Origin of the sequence: Acinetobacter tandoii (genome assembly GCF_008867985.1) — a bacterium.
GTDB classification, from domain to species: Bacteria; Pseudomonadota; Gammaproteobacteria; order Pseudomonadales; family Moraxellaceae; genus Acinetobacter; species Acinetobacter tandoii.
In genome coordinates this window covers 1-16,238 of the sequence record NZ_VXLD01000003.1, presented here as the reverse complement: position 1 = coordinate 16,238, position 16,238 = coordinate 1, and the positions used below count along the sequence as shown (strand labels likewise).

At 40.5% G+C, this 16,238-nt stretch carries 18 protein-coding genes; 9 read left to right on the top strand and 9 right to left on the bottom strand.

Annotation, left to right across the window (positions count from 1 at the left end; genetic code table 11):
- Positions 1-190 precede the first annotated feature (190 nt).
- The 3 genes from F4W09_RS06090 to F4W09_RS06080 all read right to left on the bottom strand — a co-directional run bounded on the left by F4W09_RS06090 (position 191) and on the right by F4W09_RS06080 (position 2,419).
- Entirely contained in the window at positions 191-766 is a 576-nt protein-coding gene (locus tag F4W09_RS06090; RefSeq protein ID WP_044739148.1) for a xanthine phosphoribosyltransferase, read from the bottom strand.
- An 89-nt stretch (positions 767-855) separates the two neighbouring features.
- Positions 856-1,569 (bottom strand): DUF3108 domain-containing protein, encoded by a 714-nt coding sequence (locus tag F4W09_RS06085; protein ID WP_016168557.1) that lies wholly within the window; start codon positions 1,567-1,569, stop codon positions 856-858.
- 166 nt (positions 1,570-1,735) lie between these two features.
- Complete coding sequence (locus F4W09_RS06080; RefSeq protein WP_151504330.1) at positions 1,736-2,419, bottom strand: hypothetical protein; 684 nt, start codon at positions 2,417-2,419, stop codon at positions 1,736-1,738.
- Between the two features lie 229 nt (positions 2,420-2,648).
- Between F4W09_RS06080 and F4W09_RS06075 the strand changes: the two genes are divergently transcribed.
- Positions 2,649-3,530 carry an energy transducer TonB gene (locus tag F4W09_RS06075; RefSeq protein WP_016168555.1) on the top strand — a complete coding sequence of 294 codons (882 nt, stop codon included), beginning with the start codon at positions 2,649-2,651 and terminating at the stop codon, positions 3,528-3,530.
- Here the strand turns inward: F4W09_RS06075 and F4W09_RS06070 are convergent.
- The 4 genes from F4W09_RS06070 to miaB all read right to left on the bottom strand — a co-directional run bounded on the left by F4W09_RS06070 (position 3,527) and on the right by miaB (position 6,985).
- A complete protein-coding gene (locus tag F4W09_RS06070; protein WP_104441435.1) occupies positions 3,527-3,832 on the bottom strand; it encodes an antibiotic biosynthesis monooxygenase family protein in 306 nt (101 codons plus the stop codon). The two genes, F4W09_RS06075 and F4W09_RS06070, sit on opposite strands and share 4 nt — an antisense overlap.
- A 78-nt stretch (positions 3,833-3,910) precedes the next feature.
- A complete protein-coding gene (gene ybeY / locus F4W09_RS06065) occupies positions 3,911-4,393 on the bottom strand; it encodes an rRNA maturation RNase YbeY (RefSeq protein WP_104441436.1) in 483 nt (160 codons plus the stop codon).
- Between the two features lie 18 nt (positions 4,394-4,411).
- Positions 4,412-5,488, bottom strand: coding sequence for a PhoH family protein (locus F4W09_RS06060; protein WP_151504329.1), 1,077 nt, complete (start codon positions 5,486-5,488; stop codon positions 4,412-4,414).
- Positions 5,489-5,527: 39 nt separating this feature from the next.
- On the bottom strand, positions 5,528-6,985 hold the full coding sequence (gene miaB / locus F4W09_RS06055) for a tRNA (N6-isopentenyl adenosine(37)-C2)-methylthiotransferase MiaB (protein ID WP_044739151.1): 1,458 nt from the start codon (positions 6,983-6,985) through the stop codon (positions 5,528-5,530).
- 411 nt (positions 6,986-7,396) lie between these two features.
- Here miaB and F4W09_RS06050 point away from each other — a divergent pair, with 411 nt between their 5' ends.
- The 5 genes from F4W09_RS06050 (at position 7,397) to F4W09_RS06030 (ending at position 11,971) form a co-directional block, all read left to right on the top strand.
- A complete protein-coding gene (locus tag F4W09_RS06050) occupies positions 7,397-9,292 on the top strand; it encodes a lytic transglycosylase domain-containing protein (protein ID WP_418655083.1) in 1,896 nt (631 codons plus the stop codon).
- Positions 9,293-9,329: 37 nt separating this feature from the next.
- Positions 9,330-9,995, top strand: a complete 666-nt coding sequence (locus F4W09_RS06045; RefSeq protein WP_171492404.1) for a ribonuclease T2 family protein — start codon at positions 9,330-9,332, stop codon at positions 9,993-9,995.
- 171 nt (positions 9,996-10,166) lie between these two features.
- A complete protein-coding gene (locus tag F4W09_RS06040) occupies positions 10,167-11,153 on the top strand; it encodes a malate dehydrogenase (protein WP_016168548.1) in 987 nt (328 codons plus the stop codon).
- Positions 11,154-11,316: 163 nt separating this feature from the next.
- A complete protein-coding gene (locus tag F4W09_RS06035) occupies positions 11,317-11,574 on the top strand; it encodes a DUF2789 family protein (RefSeq protein WP_026441153.1) in 258 nt (85 codons plus the stop codon).
- A 145-nt stretch (positions 11,575-11,719) separates the two neighbouring features.
- On the top strand, positions 11,720-11,971 hold the full coding sequence (locus tag F4W09_RS06030; protein ID WP_016168546.1) for a DUF2789 family protein: 252 nt from the start codon (positions 11,720-11,722) through the stop codon (positions 11,969-11,971).
- An 84-nt stretch (positions 11,972-12,055) separates the two neighbouring features.
- Here the strand turns inward: F4W09_RS06030 and F4W09_RS06025 are convergent, their stop codons facing one another.
- Entirely contained in the window at positions 12,056-12,583 is a 528-nt protein-coding gene (locus tag F4W09_RS06025) for a hypothetical protein (RefSeq protein WP_016168545.1), read from the bottom strand.
- 59 nt (positions 12,584-12,642) lie between these two features.
- Positions 12,643-13,245, bottom strand: a complete 603-nt coding sequence (locus tag F4W09_RS06020; protein ID WP_151504327.1) for a 2OG-Fe(II) oxygenase — start codon at positions 13,243-13,245, stop codon at positions 12,643-12,645.
- A gap of 115 nt (positions 13,246-13,360) precedes the next feature.
- On the opposite strand from F4W09_RS06020, the gene F4W09_RS06015 reads away from it, so the two are divergent.
- The 3 genes from F4W09_RS06015 to F4W09_RS06005 are packed head-to-tail and all read left to right on the top strand — an operon-like array spanning position 13,361 to position 16,194.
- Positions 13,361-14,218: a 23S rRNA (adenine(2030)-N(6))-methyltransferase RlmJ gene (locus F4W09_RS06015; RefSeq protein ID WP_016168543.1), complete on the top strand. Its 858-nt coding sequence runs from the start codon at positions 13,361-13,363 to the stop codon at positions 14,216-14,218.
- Between the two features lie 46 nt (positions 14,219-14,264).
- Complete coding sequence (gene pssA / locus F4W09_RS06010; RefSeq protein WP_016168542.1) at positions 14,265-15,089, top strand: CDP-diacylglycerol--serine O-phosphatidyltransferase; 825 nt, start codon at positions 14,265-14,267, stop codon at positions 15,087-15,089.
- Positions 15,090-15,120: 31 nt separating this feature from the next.
- The gene (locus tag F4W09_RS06005) at positions 15,121-16,194 is read left to right on the top strand and encodes a DUF6670 family protein (RefSeq protein ID WP_151504326.1); all 1,074 of its coding nucleotides are present in this window, start codon (positions 15,121-15,123) and stop codon (positions 16,192-16,194) included.
- Positions 16,195-16,238: the final 44 nt, after the last annotated feature.

Below are 16,238 nucleotides of genomic sequence, written 5' to 3'. Positions count from 1 at the left end.
GTTCTCTAGTCGGATTTAAAGCACGAATTCAATTTTCAGATATCTGAAATATATGTATTTATATACAAAGCATAGTTTCTGTTTATTTAATAAATCAAATTGTTTAGGGTAAAGTACTTTAGTATGTACTGACTCGGTCTGACAAAATAAAAAAGAGCGCTTAAGCGCTCTTTAAATACAGTATTTGCACTTAGTCGCGTTCAAACTCAACTGTACCATTGGTTAACGATTTTACCCGTGCCAAAGATTCAACACGGTAACCTTTTTCCAATAACAATGCACGACCAGGCTGGAATGATTTTTCAATCACAATACCAATACCTACAACTTCAGCTTGGGCTTGGTGAATCAAATCAGCAAGACCTAAAGCAGCTTGACCATTCGCCAAGAAGTCATCAATCACCAATACTTTATCAGTAGAGCTGATGTGTTTATTTGAAATTGCAATGGTGCTTTCAATTTGCTTGGTAAAAGAGAAGACTTTTGAGCGGTACAAATCATCTTTTAAAGTTAAAGACTGATATTTACGTGCAAAAATGACAGGCACGCCGAGTTCTAAACCAGCCATAACAGCAGGTGCAATACCTGATGCTTCAATTGTGATGATTTTGGTGATCCCCGCATCTTTAAATAGACGCGCAAACTCTTGACCAATCTGTTGCATCATAACTGGGTCAATTTGGTGGTTTAAGAAAGAATCGACTTTCAGAACTTGATCAGAGAGAACGATACCTTCTGCTAAGATTTTCTGTTCTAGTGCATGCACGGGAGAATCCTCGGGGGCAGGTGCTTTTTCAAGCAAAAGCGTATTTTAAAAAGCACCTGAAAAAATGCAAGTAAAATTGACTAAATGGTCTAATTAGTGGGGCCTTTATATCCAGTTAACAGTAGACCGTAAGATGACTTTCCATCCTGATGGGTCACTTTCACTGGAAGATAATCCAATTTAGGAGCTAACCAGAAAGTCGTATCGCGGCCTGGCTTATCATGTTTCATCACTACTTTAACTGTATCGAAGGTCCCATAAGAGGTTTTAACTTTTTCAGAACCTTGCTTAACAAACTGGCGAGATTCGACTTCTTTGGCGTCAGCAATCAAATAAGACGATTTCATACCGACACCTTTCAAGTCCTCACGGATTTGTAATTCGGCATTTAGCTCATCCAGTACACCAGCTTTCCAAGCAAATGAACGCGCTTTATCATCTTTTTTAGTGTTAATGGTTTTGGCGCTTGGATTGAAGTTGATGTTCATGGTGTTATTGTGCACCAAAATTTTGCTGGTTCGACTGAAGCTATTGGAATTAATTTTGCCCGCATTGAAACCAAAGCGACTGGTTTCAGATGCAGAGGCAATTGCCCCAGCTTTGGCTGCAAAAACATAGGTCCAGGTATTTCCTGATTTGCTTAAGGTACGAGTTGCCGAGCCCATGTTCTTGCCATTGTAGTTAAATTGATAACTTGCTTGGAAGGGACTCATGGCGAATGCTTGGCTGGAAAAGCCAGTAAATAACAATGTAGAGGCAATACCTGTCGTCATTGCTATTGTTTTCAAAACATTTTTAGCCATTAGTGAAAGTGTTCCTGTGAAGTTTAAAATAAGTGCAGTGTAAAATTACACCCGTTTATTATGCCCATGTATTATGAAGATAAAATCTGCTTTTTTGTGCAAAGTGTATCTTTCCTGTAGCATTTTTTCTTGGTATTTCGCGCCAACTTAGACATGAAATTTGTCCCTATTTACGCTTTTGTTTAATAGGTGTGACTTGGTTTTCAGGAATGCCTTCATGTGCCCAATCTTCAATTTCATCTTCAGTCATTTTGCCAAATAAGGCGGCTAAATTCACATTACCTAAAACCACCAATTCGGCTTCACGCAAAACCGCATGATTAACATGTACTTTATTGAGTGTATCCAGAATCGAGCGTTTTTTACCTAGCCAGCGATTCAAATCTAGATGTAATAAATCATCTTTTACCTTAATCACATTCAATTTTTCAAGAATCATGCCTAAAGGATCTTTATTTAGAATTTTTTGATAGAAATAGATCGCAGCATTAAAACCAAGTTTATGGAACACATTTTGAAATTTAGCTTCTATGACCTGCGTATCGCTAATTTGCTCGAATACAATCAGTTGAATGTCTCTATTCATTTCCATTTGTACCAGCTTTAGATCTACAGAAAGGGTGGTATAAATCCCTTTAAACTCTAAAGTGGCATATAAACGTAACCAGTCATCATGTAGGTCGGCATGCAAATCTTTTAGCATTTTCACATTGTCTGTGACAAAGCGTTGGAAAGTCGCATTTAAAAAGACTTGTGAAAGTGGAAATTCACGTTCATCTTCAATAAAGCCTTCTGCTTTTTGGTACACTTGATGTAGCCGTTTAGAAATATTGGAAAGTAGCGTTTGCATAAAGGCATCCTAGCAAGTGAATCTACTGGCTTTTGATTAATTTTGCTGAATTGTATTTAAAATACAAAAATTCAATCTTGCAGTTTAGCAAAATTAATTGCACCATTTTCAGTATTTTAAGGCAGTGATTCTGTTGTATTGATGAACTTTGGGTTTTATCAACATAATAGCAACCAAGTCAAAATTTTACTGTATATGCAGTGTGGGGAAGGCAGTTTGTCGGTTAGTTATGATCCTGAATAAAATAAATTATACGCCTTTATTGCGCACGTGGTGGAAAGACCCGATTTTTACAACTGCGGTGGGTTTTGCGCTGGCTTTACACCTCGCTGTTTTAGCTATTGAATTTGCTGCACCCACACAACAGGATGCGGCGGTGAAGGAAATTGCAGTGACGTTACGACCAAGCGAACAGAAGGTTGAACAAGCTGATTTTCTGGCACAAGCAGATCAGAAAGGTTCAGGAACATTCCGCGAAGCACATCGAATGTCGAGTGACATGCCAGCACCCATGCTGGAGCAAAGTGCGGGTGAAAAGCAGATGGAAACCCTGCAAAAGACCCAACAAAAGCGTGAACTGAATTTTGAAGAAAAAGTCTTGATGACCACGCTGAGTTGGCAAAAGCAGGCTGAACAAACTCGTCGGAAAAAGGCGATGGATGAATTAAACAGTCAGTTCCAAGCCAAAGCCGCCATGGTAGCAAGTCTGGAAGCACAATATTTACAGCGTCAACAGAATTTTAGCCGCCAACAGAAAATTAAAACGGTCGATGGTATTCAAGCCAAGCAAGACGTTACAGCGGCATATTTAGAAAAATTTAGACAGAAAGTTGAATTTTACGGCAACCGTTATTATCCAGATCAAGCAAAACAACAGCGGTTGGCAGGTGAAGTTCGTTTGATGGTCATTCTGAACCGTAATGGTGGGATTCGGGCCATTCGTTTAATTGAAAGCTCTGGACATGACTTACTTGATGAAGCCGCGAAAGCATCGGTACGTAAAGCGGCACCATTTACTGGATTTGACCGTAATATGAAAGATATCTCCGAGTTACGCATTGTCCGAACATGGCGTTTTGACCCTGCGGAAGCCGAGTTTGAAGTCCATTAAATTGAATGGACTGAATGGGTATAGTGGCGTTCAATCTTACAAATTTCTACACTAAAGGATTGATACCATTGTTCTTTACCTAATTGCTGTGCCACTTGATGTTCGGCATCGTGATGCCATGCTTGAATGTCTGCCAAGCTGTTCCAGTAAGACAATGCAATTTCAAAGTCTTGCTCGGAAATGGCTTCAAACTTTTGACAATTAAACTGACTCAGTGCTTTTTCGCGTAACAACTGCGCTGTTTGAGAATATTGTTCATCTAGGGTTTTAATTTTGGCTTTAAAAATGACTACGTACTTCATGGTTGTCCTGTCTTCGCTAATTGATATTTGTCATTATTGTTGACATAAAAAAGCGAGCCGAAGCTCGCATTTTAGGATCTATGCTTGTTCTAAATAGGGATTGTCAAAACCCAGTTTCGCCAATATTTCTATTTCTAGAGCTTCCATTTCTTCGGCATCTGCTTCAGAGGTTTCATGGTCGTAGCCCATTAAGTGCAAAGTACCATGCACGAGCATGTGCGTGAAATGTGCGAGTGGGGTTTTGTTTTGCTCCTGTGCTTCTAAAAGCACAACAGGAATACAAATGACTAAATCACCAATCGGAAATGAATCAAGAATTTGAGCCATTTCATCAGGTAGGTCGCTTGGAAAAGATAAGACATTGGTGGGTTTATCTTTACCGCGGTATTCCAAATTCAATTTATGGCTTTCATCATTATCGACACAGGCAATACCTATTTCACAGTCACTTTGTGTATCGATATGGCGTAAGCTGGTTTCTACGATTTTTTTGAGATAAGCGCGTTTCAGTACCAACGCTGGGGACTGAAACGACTGTTGTAGAGAAAGACTAAGTTTCAAAATGAATCCTTAAAGCGGTTAATCTTGTGCATCCGCAGCAGCATCATTTTCAGCAATTAAGGCTTCTTGACGCGCTTTACGTTCTGCACGTGCTTCGGCACTCAGGCGTTGTTGTTCGCTATCCCAACCTTCGTAAGCTTCTACGATTTTTTGTACCAGTTGATGACGGACCACATCACGTGAATGGAAGCGGGTGATGTGAATTTCTTTCACATTTTCAATGACACGTAGTGCATGTGCAAGACCTGACTGCTGACCACGTGGTAAATCGACTTGCGTGACATCACCCGTAATCACCGCACGTGAACCAAAGCCTAAACGGGTCAGGAACATCTTCATTTGTTCAGGTGTAGTGTTTTGCGCTTCATCCAGAATCACGAAAGAATGATTTAAGGTACGACCACGCATGTAGGCCAGTGGAGCGACTTCAATCACTTGACGTTCAATCAGTTTAGCCACTTTTTCAAAACCGAGCATTTCATACAAGGCATCATATAAAGGGCGGAGGTATGGATCGATTTTCTGGCTTAAGTCACCCGGTAGGAAACCGAGTTTTTCACCTGCTTCAACCGCAGGACGCACCAGTAAAATTCGTTGGATTTCATTGCGTTCTAACATGTCGACTGCGGCAGCAACGGCAAGATAGGTTTTACCTGTCCCCGCAGGGCCAATACCAAATGAAATATCGCTTTGCAGAATTCGCTGAACATAGCGTCGTTGGTTTGCACCGCGTGGATTAATCCGACCTTTACGGGTTTGTAGATAAACGTCCTCTAAACCTGTGTGGCCATTATCAGAAAAGTCTTCTTGAATTTCACGGTCAGTTTGACTGCCTTGAATCATCATGTGGATGACTTCGGCAGTAATTTGTTGAGAGGTTTCAGCTTCTTCATGCAGACGTTGCAAGAGTGTCTCGGCTCTTTCGACTGCATCAATCTCCCCATCGATGTAGAAATAATCACCTCGATGGGAAATTTGGACATCTAGACGTTGTTCAATTTGTTTCAAGTGACCGTTATAAGCACCGAGCATGCTCTTTAAACGCTCCATTGAAATACCAGGAAAAGTTACTGTACGTCGAATCGCTGCAGTCAAGAGAGTTCCTTTATGGTAGCTTGAATCTATACCCTTACATTACGCCACGTCAGGCTCAAGATTCAAGAGTTCACCATAAACAAAATTCAAAGTTTTAATTTCGGTAATTTCGATTTCTGCGAAACGTCCAACCCATGTTGCATCACCAATAAAGCTCACGTAACGGGTGTTATCTGCCGTACCAATCAATAAGTTTGGATCTTTATCCGAAACTTTCTCGATTAAAACCCGTTGAATGGTGCCGAGCATGGCATCGGTCTTTTCAATACTAGATTGCTTAATCCACTTTTGAACCTTGGCTAAGCGCTCTTTTTTCACCTCTTCAGGAGTCGTATCTTCAAGGTCAGATGCAGGTGTACCTGGACGTTTTGAATACACGAAACTATAAGAATGGTCGAAGTCCATATCTTTGATAAATTGATAAGTTTCTTCAAAATGAGCATCAGTTTCGCCTGGGAAGCCGATAATGAAGTCACTTGATAAATGCATATCAGGACGCACTTTACGTAACTTAGCAATTTTGTCGATATAGACATCAATGGTGTGGTTACGTTTCATTGCTTGCAGTACATCGTTTGAACCACTTTGTACGGGCAAATGCAGATGCGATACCATTTGTGGTAAGTCACGGTAGCATTGAATCAAATCATCGTTAAACTCAAGCGGATGTGAGGTGGTATAACGCAAACGGCCAATACCTGGAATTTCTGCAACAAGACGTAACAAGTCTGCAAAAGTACAGATATTACCTTCGAAAGTTTCACCGCGGTAACCATTCACATTTTGACCGAGCAAAGAAATTTCTCGTACGCCTTTTTCGGCTAAGGTGGCAATTTCTGCTAAAACATCATCAAGTGGACGTGAAACTTCTTCACCACGGGTGTAAGGCACCACACAGAATGAACAATATTTTGAACAACCTTCCATAATTGAAACAAAAGCCTTGTAACCTTCTACACGCGGTTCAGGTAAAAAGTCGAATTTTTCAATGTCAGGGAAAGAAATATCCACCAGTTTGATTTTTTCTTTCTTGGGTTTTTCGATTTGTTCGAAATGCTGATCAAGCATTTGTGGCAAACGGTGCAAAGTTTGTGGACCAAAAATCATGTCGACATAATTGGCACGTTTTTGAATGTTGTCGCCTTCTTGAGAAGCAACACAACCACCTACACCAATAATTAGGTCAGGATTTTTATCTTTCAGCTTGCGCCAGCGACCCAACTCGGAAAACACTTTTTCTTGTGCTTTTTCACGAATAGAGCAGGTATTCATCAATAGAATATCCGCTTCTTTCGGATCTTGAGTCAGTACATAGCCGTGTGAGTCGCCAAGTAAGTCTGCCATACGGTGACTGTCATACTCATTCATCTGACACCCTTGCGTTTCGATATACAGTTTTTTAACTGATCCATCGGTGGCTGGGGTGTGCTGTGGCTGGGTAACAGTGTTTTCTGAGGCAGCGTTGGCACCATTCGGGATGAAGGTTTGAACCGTCATGTAGGCTCCTAACAGGATAAAACGGAGAAACGTGTAAAAACTGTATCTGCGTGATGCGTTGGCGATAAAAATCGACAGTGGCGAGCGCAGAAACACGACTAAACACGAGAGCAATATAAGGAAGGCGCATATTTTAGCAGGATTTACAGAAAAACGGTCAGCTTTAAATATCGAAGCAAAAATATTGATTTATGAAGCAAAAATGTTTGAAAATTAATATTGTCTTATCAGAAGGTTACATAACACAACAACAGAGTGGTTGGAGAATATTCTAAACTAGCTGCATGAACGAAGTGTTTATATTGAGATTGGGTCGAATAGGTTAAAATAAAGGATGAAGGCGCACATATGTTAAATCGGTGGATACATAAAAAAAATTATTATCACGTACTTGCATGGAGTGTGGCTTCAATGGGCATATTGGGTCATGCCTATGCAGCAGATGAACAATTTAATGATGCTTTGCAAGCGGCCAATTCTGGCAATACTGAATTATTACAACAATATCAAATGTCCATGCAAAATGATGTATTGGGCTATTACCCAGAATATTGGGCTTTAAACGCCAATTTGGGCTTTCAGCCAGCAAACAATATTATTAATTTTGCTCGCCGTTATCCTCAATCTGCAATGGCAGAAAAATTAGCCGCCGATTATGTAGAAGAAAAAGTGAAGCAAGCCGACTTTAGTACAGCACAGCCTGTTTTACCTTATGTGACCAATCCAGATCAGGCAGAAAGTTGTGCAGTTGCACAAGTGCGGGCGAAAACAGGGGATAGTTTAGTTTTTGCAGAATACAAAGATGTTTGGCTAACGACAAATTCTCAACCTGAATCCTGTACAGGTTTAGCTCGACAAATGCTATCAAGTCCTTTAATGACTCAGCAAGATAAGCAACAACGCTTATGGAGCTTGTTACGTGCGGGTCAATCTGGACAAGCTATTGCCACAGCACAAACCTTGGGGTTGAATTTAAGTCTTGCACAGTTGAACAAGATTCAAGCCGATCCATTGAATTATGTCTGGTCTGCGCCTAAAGCAACCGCAGAAGACCATGCGTATTTAATCTTTGCAATGGGACGCATGGCAGACAGTGATTTGGATGCAGCAATTTCATCTGTACAGCGTGCTGCGCAGGGAACACCAGAAGCTATACAAAAAGCTTTGTATCGTGCAGTCGGTTATATTGGTGGTACGACTGTAATGAAAAATAACTTCAAACGTGAAGTGTTAAATAATTTGGATGCCAGTTACGGCTTGCCATTTAGTCCAGAAGAAGCAGAAATCTATGCGCGTCAAGCCATCCGTTTTAGTGCTTGGGAAAGTCTGATTCGTGCCATTGATGCCATGAGTGTCAATCAAAAACAAGAAGACCGTTGGCAATATTGGTTAGCTCGCGCTTATGAACAGCGTAATGATGCACATGCAAAACGTAGCGCGCAGGAAATTTTCCGCAAATTGGCTCAAGGTGATCAGTATCATAATTTACTGGCCAAAGACCATGTGGGGCAACGATACAGTACGATTCCGAATAATGTACAGCCAAGTAAAAGTGACGTGCAGCGTTTAAGTCAAGATATTCACTTTAATCGGGCTTTTGCTTTACGTAATGTCAATGCACCTGATAGCTATGTGAACCGTGAATGGAACTGGGCGGTGCGTCAAGCCTATTTAAAACATGATGATGGTCTATTGTTGGCAGCAGCGAAACGTGCAACTGATATGGGCTGGTATGATCGTGCCATTTATGCAGCAGATCGTACCGAGAATAAGCACAATTATGCCTATCGTTATGCGATGCCTCATCAAAGTTATGTAGTTAGCCATAGCCAAAATGCAGGAATTGACCCAGCATGGGCATATGGCTTAATGCGTCAGGAAAGTCGTTTTGTTTCGAGTGCTCGATCACATGTTGGAGCAGGTGGTTTAATGCAGATCATGCCAGATACAGCGAGATTGGTTGCCAAGCAAATGGGGGAAACTTATAATCCTGCCGCGTTATCGGATATGAATACCAATATTCGTTATGGAACGTTTTATTTGTCGATGATTAATAGCCAATTAAGCAGTAACCCAGTGTTGGCGACTGCAGGATATAATGCTGGACCGAATCGGGCGCGTCGTTGGCAACCTGATGATCGACCACTGGCTGCAGATCAATATACCGAAACCATTCCTTTAAACGAAACTCGAGACTATGTCAAACAAGTCATGACCAATGCCACGCATTATGGGGTCTTGTTGGGGCAGGGAGCACAGTCTATTGGAAATCGTATGCAGGTTATTCCTTATCGTGGTACGCCATAAATTTATTGTGTAAGCAGCATGAGAAGGGCGAGTATTCATGTGGTTTGATGTAGTTGAAAACATTCAGATTAAAGTATCCTGCCTAATCATAGGTGGCTTAGGTCTGGCTGTTTGTACACAAATCACCCGTGCCGCTTCTTCAGTTGCACCACATGGCTATGTCATGGAAATCCAAATGACACCTGCTGCATGTATGATGGACAGTCAACGCAATAAACGCCGTAAATGTTTAGAGGGGTATTCGCTAAATATTCTCGGACTATTGCCTGAAACAGCACAGCGAGAATGTGAAACCTCATCTTCAGCAAACTTGTCACCATTACAAGCCAAAGTCGTAGCTAGAGTCATGCCAGATGAAAATGCCCGCGTTCAGCTCTGGCAGTCTATTGGTGGTTGTGTACCGATGGGAGCGAGTCAGTATTTCCGTACCATTATTAATTATGCAGAACGTTTAAAGATTCCAGCGGAACTATCAAGCCCAGAAACGCGGACTTTGCCTCAGAATCAAATCAAATTACAGTTTTTGCGTTTAAACCCAACTTTGCCAAGTAATGGAATACAGTTGGGATGCCAGAGTTATCGTGGTGAAAACTATCTAACCAAAGTCAATGTTTGCTATAAAACCAATGGGCAATATAAACAATGCTCTACTGCCGTTGTTGGAAATTGCCCAAGTCAGATCACAATTAAAGGGTCATACTAAGTTTTTTATGACTGGCGATTTATATTTCCTATCAGACTTTTGTTGAAATTCATGCTCTTTTTTATGCATATGCTTGAGGATTGGAGTACAATCTTTGCCGTTTATGATAATTCGATGAAAACGGACAGACCCGTTTAATCATATTAACGATCCTCAATTGGAGATAATTACATGAAGCAACCTGTTCGCGTTGCCGTTACTGGCGCAGCTGGTCAAATCGGTTACAGCTTATTATTCCGTATCGCTAGCGGTGAAATGCTTGGTAAAGACCAACCCGTTATTTTGCAATTGTTAGAAGTTCCATTTGAGAAAGCTCAAGCTGCGCTTAAAGGCGTAATGATGGAATTAGATGACTGTGCTTTCCCATTATTGGCTGGCATGATCGGTACTGATGATCCTAAAGTTGCATTCAAAGATGCTGACTACGCGTTATTGGTTGGTTCACGTCCACGTGGTCCTGGTATGGAACGTGCTGACTTGTTAAAAGTGAACGGCGAAATCTTTATTGGTCAAGGTCAAGCACTTAACGAAGTTGCTAGCCGTGACGTTAAAGTATTGGTTGTAGGTAACCCTGCAAACACTAACGCTTACATCGCAATGAAATCTGCTCCAGATCTTCCAGCGAAAAACTTCACAGCAATGTTACGTCTTGACCACAACCGTGCGTTAACTCAACTTGCGCAAAAAGCGGGTGTTGCAGTTTCTGACATCGAAAACATGACAGTTTGGGGTAACCACTCTCCAACAATGTATGCTGACTACCGTTTTGCAACTGTAAACGGCGAAAGCTTAAAAGACAAAATCAACGATGCAGCTTGGAACAAAGATGTATTCCTTCCAACAGTAGGTAAACGTGGCGCTGCGATCATCGAAGCACGTGGTTTATCTTCTGCTGCATCTGCTGCGAATGCTGCAATCGACCACATGCGCGATTGGGCTCTTGGCACAAACGGCAAATGGGTAACAATGGGTATTCCTTCTGACGGTTCTTATGGTATCCCTGAAGGTGTAATGTTCGGTTTCCCTGTAACAACTGAAAATGGCGAATACAAAATCGTTCAAGGTCTTGAAATCGATGAATTCAGCCGTGAGCGTATCAACTTCACTCTAAATGAGTTAGAAGAAGAACGTGCAGCAGTTGCTGACATGGTGAACTAATTTAATCTTTAATGATTAAGTTAAAAAAGCACTCCATTTAGGGGTGCTTTTTTTATGGATGAATAGAACCAACAAAAAATAACATGCTGAAAAAATATACAGAATGATTTTGTGATGTTATTCAGTTACCTTGAAAAGAGAACAAGGATGCGAGGACAGAATGATGTTTGATGTACAACCCACCTTAGAACTGCTATTTGAACAGTTAGGTTTAAACGCCAGTGAAAGTGATATCGATCAATTTATACGTGAGCATCAATTGGCTGCAGGCGTTGAACTGCATCAAGCCAGTTTTTGGACAGAAGCACAGCGTGAATTTTTACATAGCCACTGGGATAAAGATGATGAATGGGCGATTGTGATTGATACTTTAAATGAGCAATTACATGAAGATGTTGGAGGCATGAATTTCTCAGGTTAATAACAAATAGATACAGGCTGTCGTGCTTTCCTGTAGTTCACAAAAAGCTACAACAAAATCGCCACAGCCTCTTTTTTTGCCTACAGAATTCTTATAACTTAAGTAAATAATAAATTACAGATGAATTGATAAGGGGCGGGGAAGAATGAAAAATAATCCATCCTTAGAGCTACTGTTTTCACAATTAGGTCTGGCGAACAGTCTGGCTGCAATAGAGCTATATGTCCGTACACATCAACTGCCAGCACATTTATCTTTGCATGAAGCACCATTCTGGAATCGCTCACAACGTGATTTTCTCATTAGTCATTTGGTACAAGATGATGATTGGGCGATCTGGATTGATGAACTCAACCAGCAACTGCATATGGATGCTTATAAATTACAAACGGCTTAAAACCTCAAGCTACTTGTATGCATGTCCACTCTCTACAATAAAAAAGCGCCAAGAAGGGCGCTTTTTAAATACAGCTTTTGATATTTAATGTGGTTTTTGTTGGGTAAGTTGTATGAACCAGAGTGCTTCATGATAAGGTGCAAATGCAGCATGTTGCTGTAACAAGAACGCATCAAATTCGGAGGTTTGACTATATTTCTTTAACCAATGGCGGCTCAGGGCAGTATCATTTTTACATGCGCTGGCGTAGGCGAGGAAGAAATAGACATCACCATGCTCATGTACAGTTAAAGGCTTTAAAATTTGCTGAGTAATTAAAGCAAAGCGCTGTTCTTTGGTAATTTCAAAGTACAGCATATAAGCCTTCGCTAAATGCAAGGACAAATTTAAATAGGTGCGTAGTGGCATTTCTTCAAATTCAATACGACCTTGTTCAAGCAATACAATCGCTTCTTGTAAAAAGTGAATCTGCTCTTGACGTACACGACTTAAGGTTACCAATGCCAAACGTAAGTCTGCACGTTCTAGTGCTAAATCGGGTGTGTTGCCTTCCAAATATATTTGGTCAGTCTCGCCAATTCGCGCAATAATTTGCTTTGCATCTTTTAGCATTCGTGCAGTCCTCTCAAGTTAAGCCATTTATATAAGGTCGTTTAGAAAGATTTAAAGGTCTACCAAATGCTATTACCACTTCTTAACCAAGCAGTAATTGAAAGACGTTGTTGTTTGGCTTCTATGACTTCATGCAGAAGATCACTCTGAAACAGGGCAATTCGATTCGGTTGAGGCTGGATAATATGCCACTCACCATTTTTATCCTGAAGTCGAAGTTGCCCACCCCAATCATCTTGCCATTGCTTATGTAAATAATAAACTGTTGAAACAACACGATCATTTTTCTGTTGTGGATTGTCTCGATGTAACGCATAAAACTCACCTGCATGGTAACAAGCAAAATGCGCTTCAACTTCACGAATGCCTAGATAAAAGGCTTGATTCAATTGTTCAGATAAAAGCGATAGGGTTGCAACATGGTGTTGAACCACTGCTAATTCTGGATGAATCCATAAAATATGATCACTACGAATTTTACTGACTACACCATTTTGAATGGCAGCTTCACGAAACTGATTTAAGTGAGTGGTACATTCATTGACTAAGTTGGTCACATAGTCAGCAGGATAGGCGTGATCAATCAGTGCAAAACCATGTTGGTCAAGATCATCGAGAACTTGATTGATATTCCACGATGCAGGAAGCTTGGAAACAAGCATAGAAGCACAACTCAAAACTAGAAAACTGAACTGCTTTATTCTAGAACAACATATCCGTCGGAATGAAACTATTTTTCATGCTAAAATATCCATTGATTTTAGGAATTAAATAGAAATGAATTACCGTCACCATTTCCATGCAGGCAACTTTGCCGATGTCATGAAGCATGTTTTATTACTACAGCTTTTGACTCGACTCAATGCAAAAGATAAACCATATCGCTATGTTGATACGCATGGTGGTGCGGGTAAATATGACTTATCTTCCTCAGAAGCACAAAAATCAGGTGAGTTTTTAAATGGTATTCACCGTTTAGTTAAATTGGATGATTCAGTTAAACGTACTGCGCCAGAAGGCGTTCAACAATATTTAAAAATTGTTGAAAAAATGCGTGGGAATTTTGGTAAAGGTGCATATCCCGGTTCACCATGGTTTGCACTGGAAGGTATGCGCGATATTGATAAAGCGACCATTTTTGAAATGCAGCGTGATGTATTTCAACAATTACGCCATAACATTCATGACAAACGTGCAGGTTTGCATGAACGCGATGCCTATGAAGGGTTGCTTGGTGTAATTCCACCGAAAGAAAAACGTGGTTTGGTTATGATTGATCCACCATATGAATTAGAACGCAAAGATTTCCCACAATTGGTTGAGCTTTTGGTTGCAGCTTATAAAAAATGGCCAACAGGTATCTTTGCAGTTTGGTACCCGATTAAAGATCGTGCCATGATTGAACGTTTTGAGAAAAAAATGTTTAAAACAGGTATTCGCCGTCAGCTGGTTTGTGAAGTATGTGTATGGCCAGATGACACCCCAGTGGGCTTAAATGGTTGCGGTTTATTGGTCATCAATCCACCATGGAAGTTCTCTGAAGATGCTGACGAAGCACTACAATGGTTGTTCCCGCATTTACGTATGCAAGAAAATGGCGGTCATGCCGCAGTACGTTGGTTAGTTGGCGAATAATTGCCTTAGATAAAATAAATTAGGTTGCAGATTAGGACATAAAAGAATGACAAATAGCTCTAAACCCGAAGGTGAGTTACATGCTCCAGACCATGACTACGATGGGATTACCTTCGAAGTTGTTGAAGAGGAGCATACTCAAGAAGGGCAAAAGGTCAAACGTCGTGGTATCTATCTGTGGCCGAATTTAATTACCACAGCAGCATTACTCTCGGGTTTTTATTCCATTATTGCCAGTATGAATGGTGAATTTACTCAAGCTATTTATGCCATTTTTATTGCAGCATTGTTTGATGGTTTAGATGGTCGTGTTGCACGTGCAATTGGAGCACAAAGTGCATTCGGAGAGCAGTTTGACTCGCTTTCCGATTTGTTGGCTTTCGGTGTTGCGCCCGCTATCCTTATGTATAGCTGGAGTTTGCATGACTTGGGGCGTATTGGGTTAGCTTGTTGTTTTATCTACACAGCTTGTGCTGCATTTCGTCTTGCTCGATTTAATGTGCAAATCGGTGTCGTCGATAAGCGATACTTTATTGGAGTCGCCAGCCCATTAGCTGCTGTTATGATTATTTCAATGGTTTGGGTTGGTCGTGACTTTCCTAATATTTTTGATCTAAATGAGTTAGGTATTCAGATTGTCAATGCTGCCATTATTGTAGCAGTTGGGCTGTTGATGATTTCTAATATCAAATATTACTCATTTAAAACGGTCGACCGTAAGCGAGTCCCATTTGCGGTATTACCAATCGCGGTATTTATTCTGGCTGCGATGACTTACAATATTCCTGTAGGCATATTAGTGATTTCAATCATTTATGCACTTTCTGGTTTTGTCACTACCTTTCTAGCTCGTAAACAGACTGCGAGCTAAACATGAGATAATTGTGATGAGGAGCTAGGTTATGCAATTGTTTCAAGATTTTTTAGATCGTTCCAAACAATTGAATCTGGCTCCGAAAAAGTCACACTTAAACTTTCATATCCCTACACGTCAATATACGTTTGTCTATTTCGGCATTATTCTGCCAAATCTTCCAGCACCCCTGCATTACTTTAATTTTATTGGATTGATGGGGGCAGCACATGCGCCGATGTTACGCAATGAGAGTGCAATTCATAGCACTGCAATAGATACGGCAACTATTTTGTGTAGTAGCAGTCCACACATGGTGGGGCAATTGCACAGTTATGCCATGCAACGAGATTGTCATTTTTCCAAAAGCTTGTGGCAGTTTTCAAATCATGAGCAAATTTTAGGAAATTTACCAAACTTCCAAATCCAACGTGATGATGATGAATTAAGTTGTCAACTTTCTGTTCAGACTACGACGCAAGTCAGCTACTTTAATAAAATGCGTCTGGGACTTGGAGAACATTGGTCTACACGGTGTTTTTTTGAGGGGCGTATTGCTTATAAAGAACAAATTTTTTCGATTGCACAGCATGGCGTATTCGAGTTTGCGCGTGCAGTCCAGTTTCCTTACCTTCCGTTGGCATTTTTTACTTATCAAATTATTCAACTCAACAATGGTGATCAAGTGTTGATGGCGCAAACACGAGATCACTTTAATCGAATTGTACAATCTCGTATTTATCTTAAATATGCCAATGTTGAACGCACAGAACTTTTTGATGAACAAGTACAGTTCAAAGTACATCGAGTCTATCCCAAAGTAGTAACTCCAAATGGACAAGCCATGTATTTACCAAGAGAGTTTGAATGGAACTATCAAAATAAAACTGGCGATGTCATTCAAATACAAGCGCAAAGCCGAGGAGATTTTAAATTTGGATTGGCTGCGGGTTATGTAGGGAGTTTTAAATATCAAATTAAAATCAAAGCTCGAGAAGAATACGGTGAAGCAGGCTATTGTGAATATGTGGATTGTCGGGCATTAAAGTGGCAAGAAAAAAATCAAGATGAAAAAATACTCGATGATTTGATGAATACCGTACCTTTTATGCTTAAAAAATAACTTAAAATGCGAATTTTGATTATAAATTGAGCTTATAAACCATA

What these genes read in the sequence shown, in the direction of transcription:
- F4W09_RS06075 (WP_016168555.1), top strand. Translation starts at nt 2,649, where the DNA reads ATGATCCTGAATAAAATAAATTATACGCCTTTATTGCGCACGTGGTGG.
- F4W09_RS06035 (WP_026441153.1), top strand. Translation starts at nt 11,317, where the DNA reads ATGTTTGATGTACAACCCACCTTAGAACTGCTATTTGAACAGTTAGGT.
- F4W09_RS06015 (WP_016168543.1), top strand. Translation starts at nt 13,361, where the DNA reads ATGAATTACCGTCACCATTTCCATGCAGGCAACTTTGCCGATGTCATG.
- F4W09_RS06030 (WP_016168546.1), top strand. Translation starts at nt 11,720, where the DNA reads ATGAAAAATAATCCATCCTTAGAGCTACTGTTTTCACAATTAGGTCTG.
- miaB (WP_044739151.1), bottom strand. Translation starts at nt 6,985, where the DNA reads ATGACGGTTCAAACCTTCATCCCGAATGGTGCCAACGCTGCCTCAGAA.
- F4W09_RS06080 (WP_151504330.1), bottom strand. Translation starts at nt 2,419, where the DNA reads ATGCAAACGCTACTTTCCAATATTTCTAAACGGCTACATCAAGTGTAC.
- F4W09_RS06070 (WP_104441435.1), bottom strand. Translation starts at nt 3,832, where the DNA reads ATGAAGTACGTAGTCATTTTTAAAGCCAAAATTAAAACCCTAGATGAA.
- F4W09_RS06040 (WP_016168548.1), top strand. Translation starts at nt 10,167, where the DNA reads ATGAAGCAACCTGTTCGCGTTGCCGTTACTGGCGCAGCTGGTCAAATC.
- F4W09_RS06005 (WP_151504326.1), top strand. Translation starts at nt 15,121, where the DNA reads ATGCAATTGTTTCAAGATTTTTTAGATCGTTCCAAACAATTGAATCTG.
- F4W09_RS06025 (WP_016168545.1), bottom strand. Translation starts at nt 12,583, where the DNA reads ATGCTAAAAGATGCAAAGCAAATTATTGCGCGAATTGGCGAGACTGAC.
- F4W09_RS06020 (WP_151504327.1), bottom strand. Translation starts at nt 13,245, where the DNA reads ATGCTTGTTTCCAAGCTTCCTGCATCGTGGAATATCAATCAAGTTCTC.
- F4W09_RS06050 (WP_418655083.1), top strand. Translation starts at nt 7,397, where the DNA reads ATGGGCATATTGGGTCATGCCTATGCAGCAGATGAACAATTTAATGAT.
- F4W09_RS06085 (WP_016168557.1), bottom strand. Translation starts at nt 1,569, where the DNA reads ATGGCTAAAAATGTTTTGAAAACAATAGCAATGACGACAGGTATTGCC.
- F4W09_RS06045 (WP_171492404.1), top strand. Translation starts at nt 9,330, where the DNA reads ATGTGGTTTGATGTAGTTGAAAACATTCAGATTAAAGTATCCTGCCTA.
- pssA (WP_016168542.1), top strand. Translation starts at nt 14,265, where the DNA reads ATGACAAATAGCTCTAAACCCGAAGGTGAGTTACATGCTCCAGACCAT.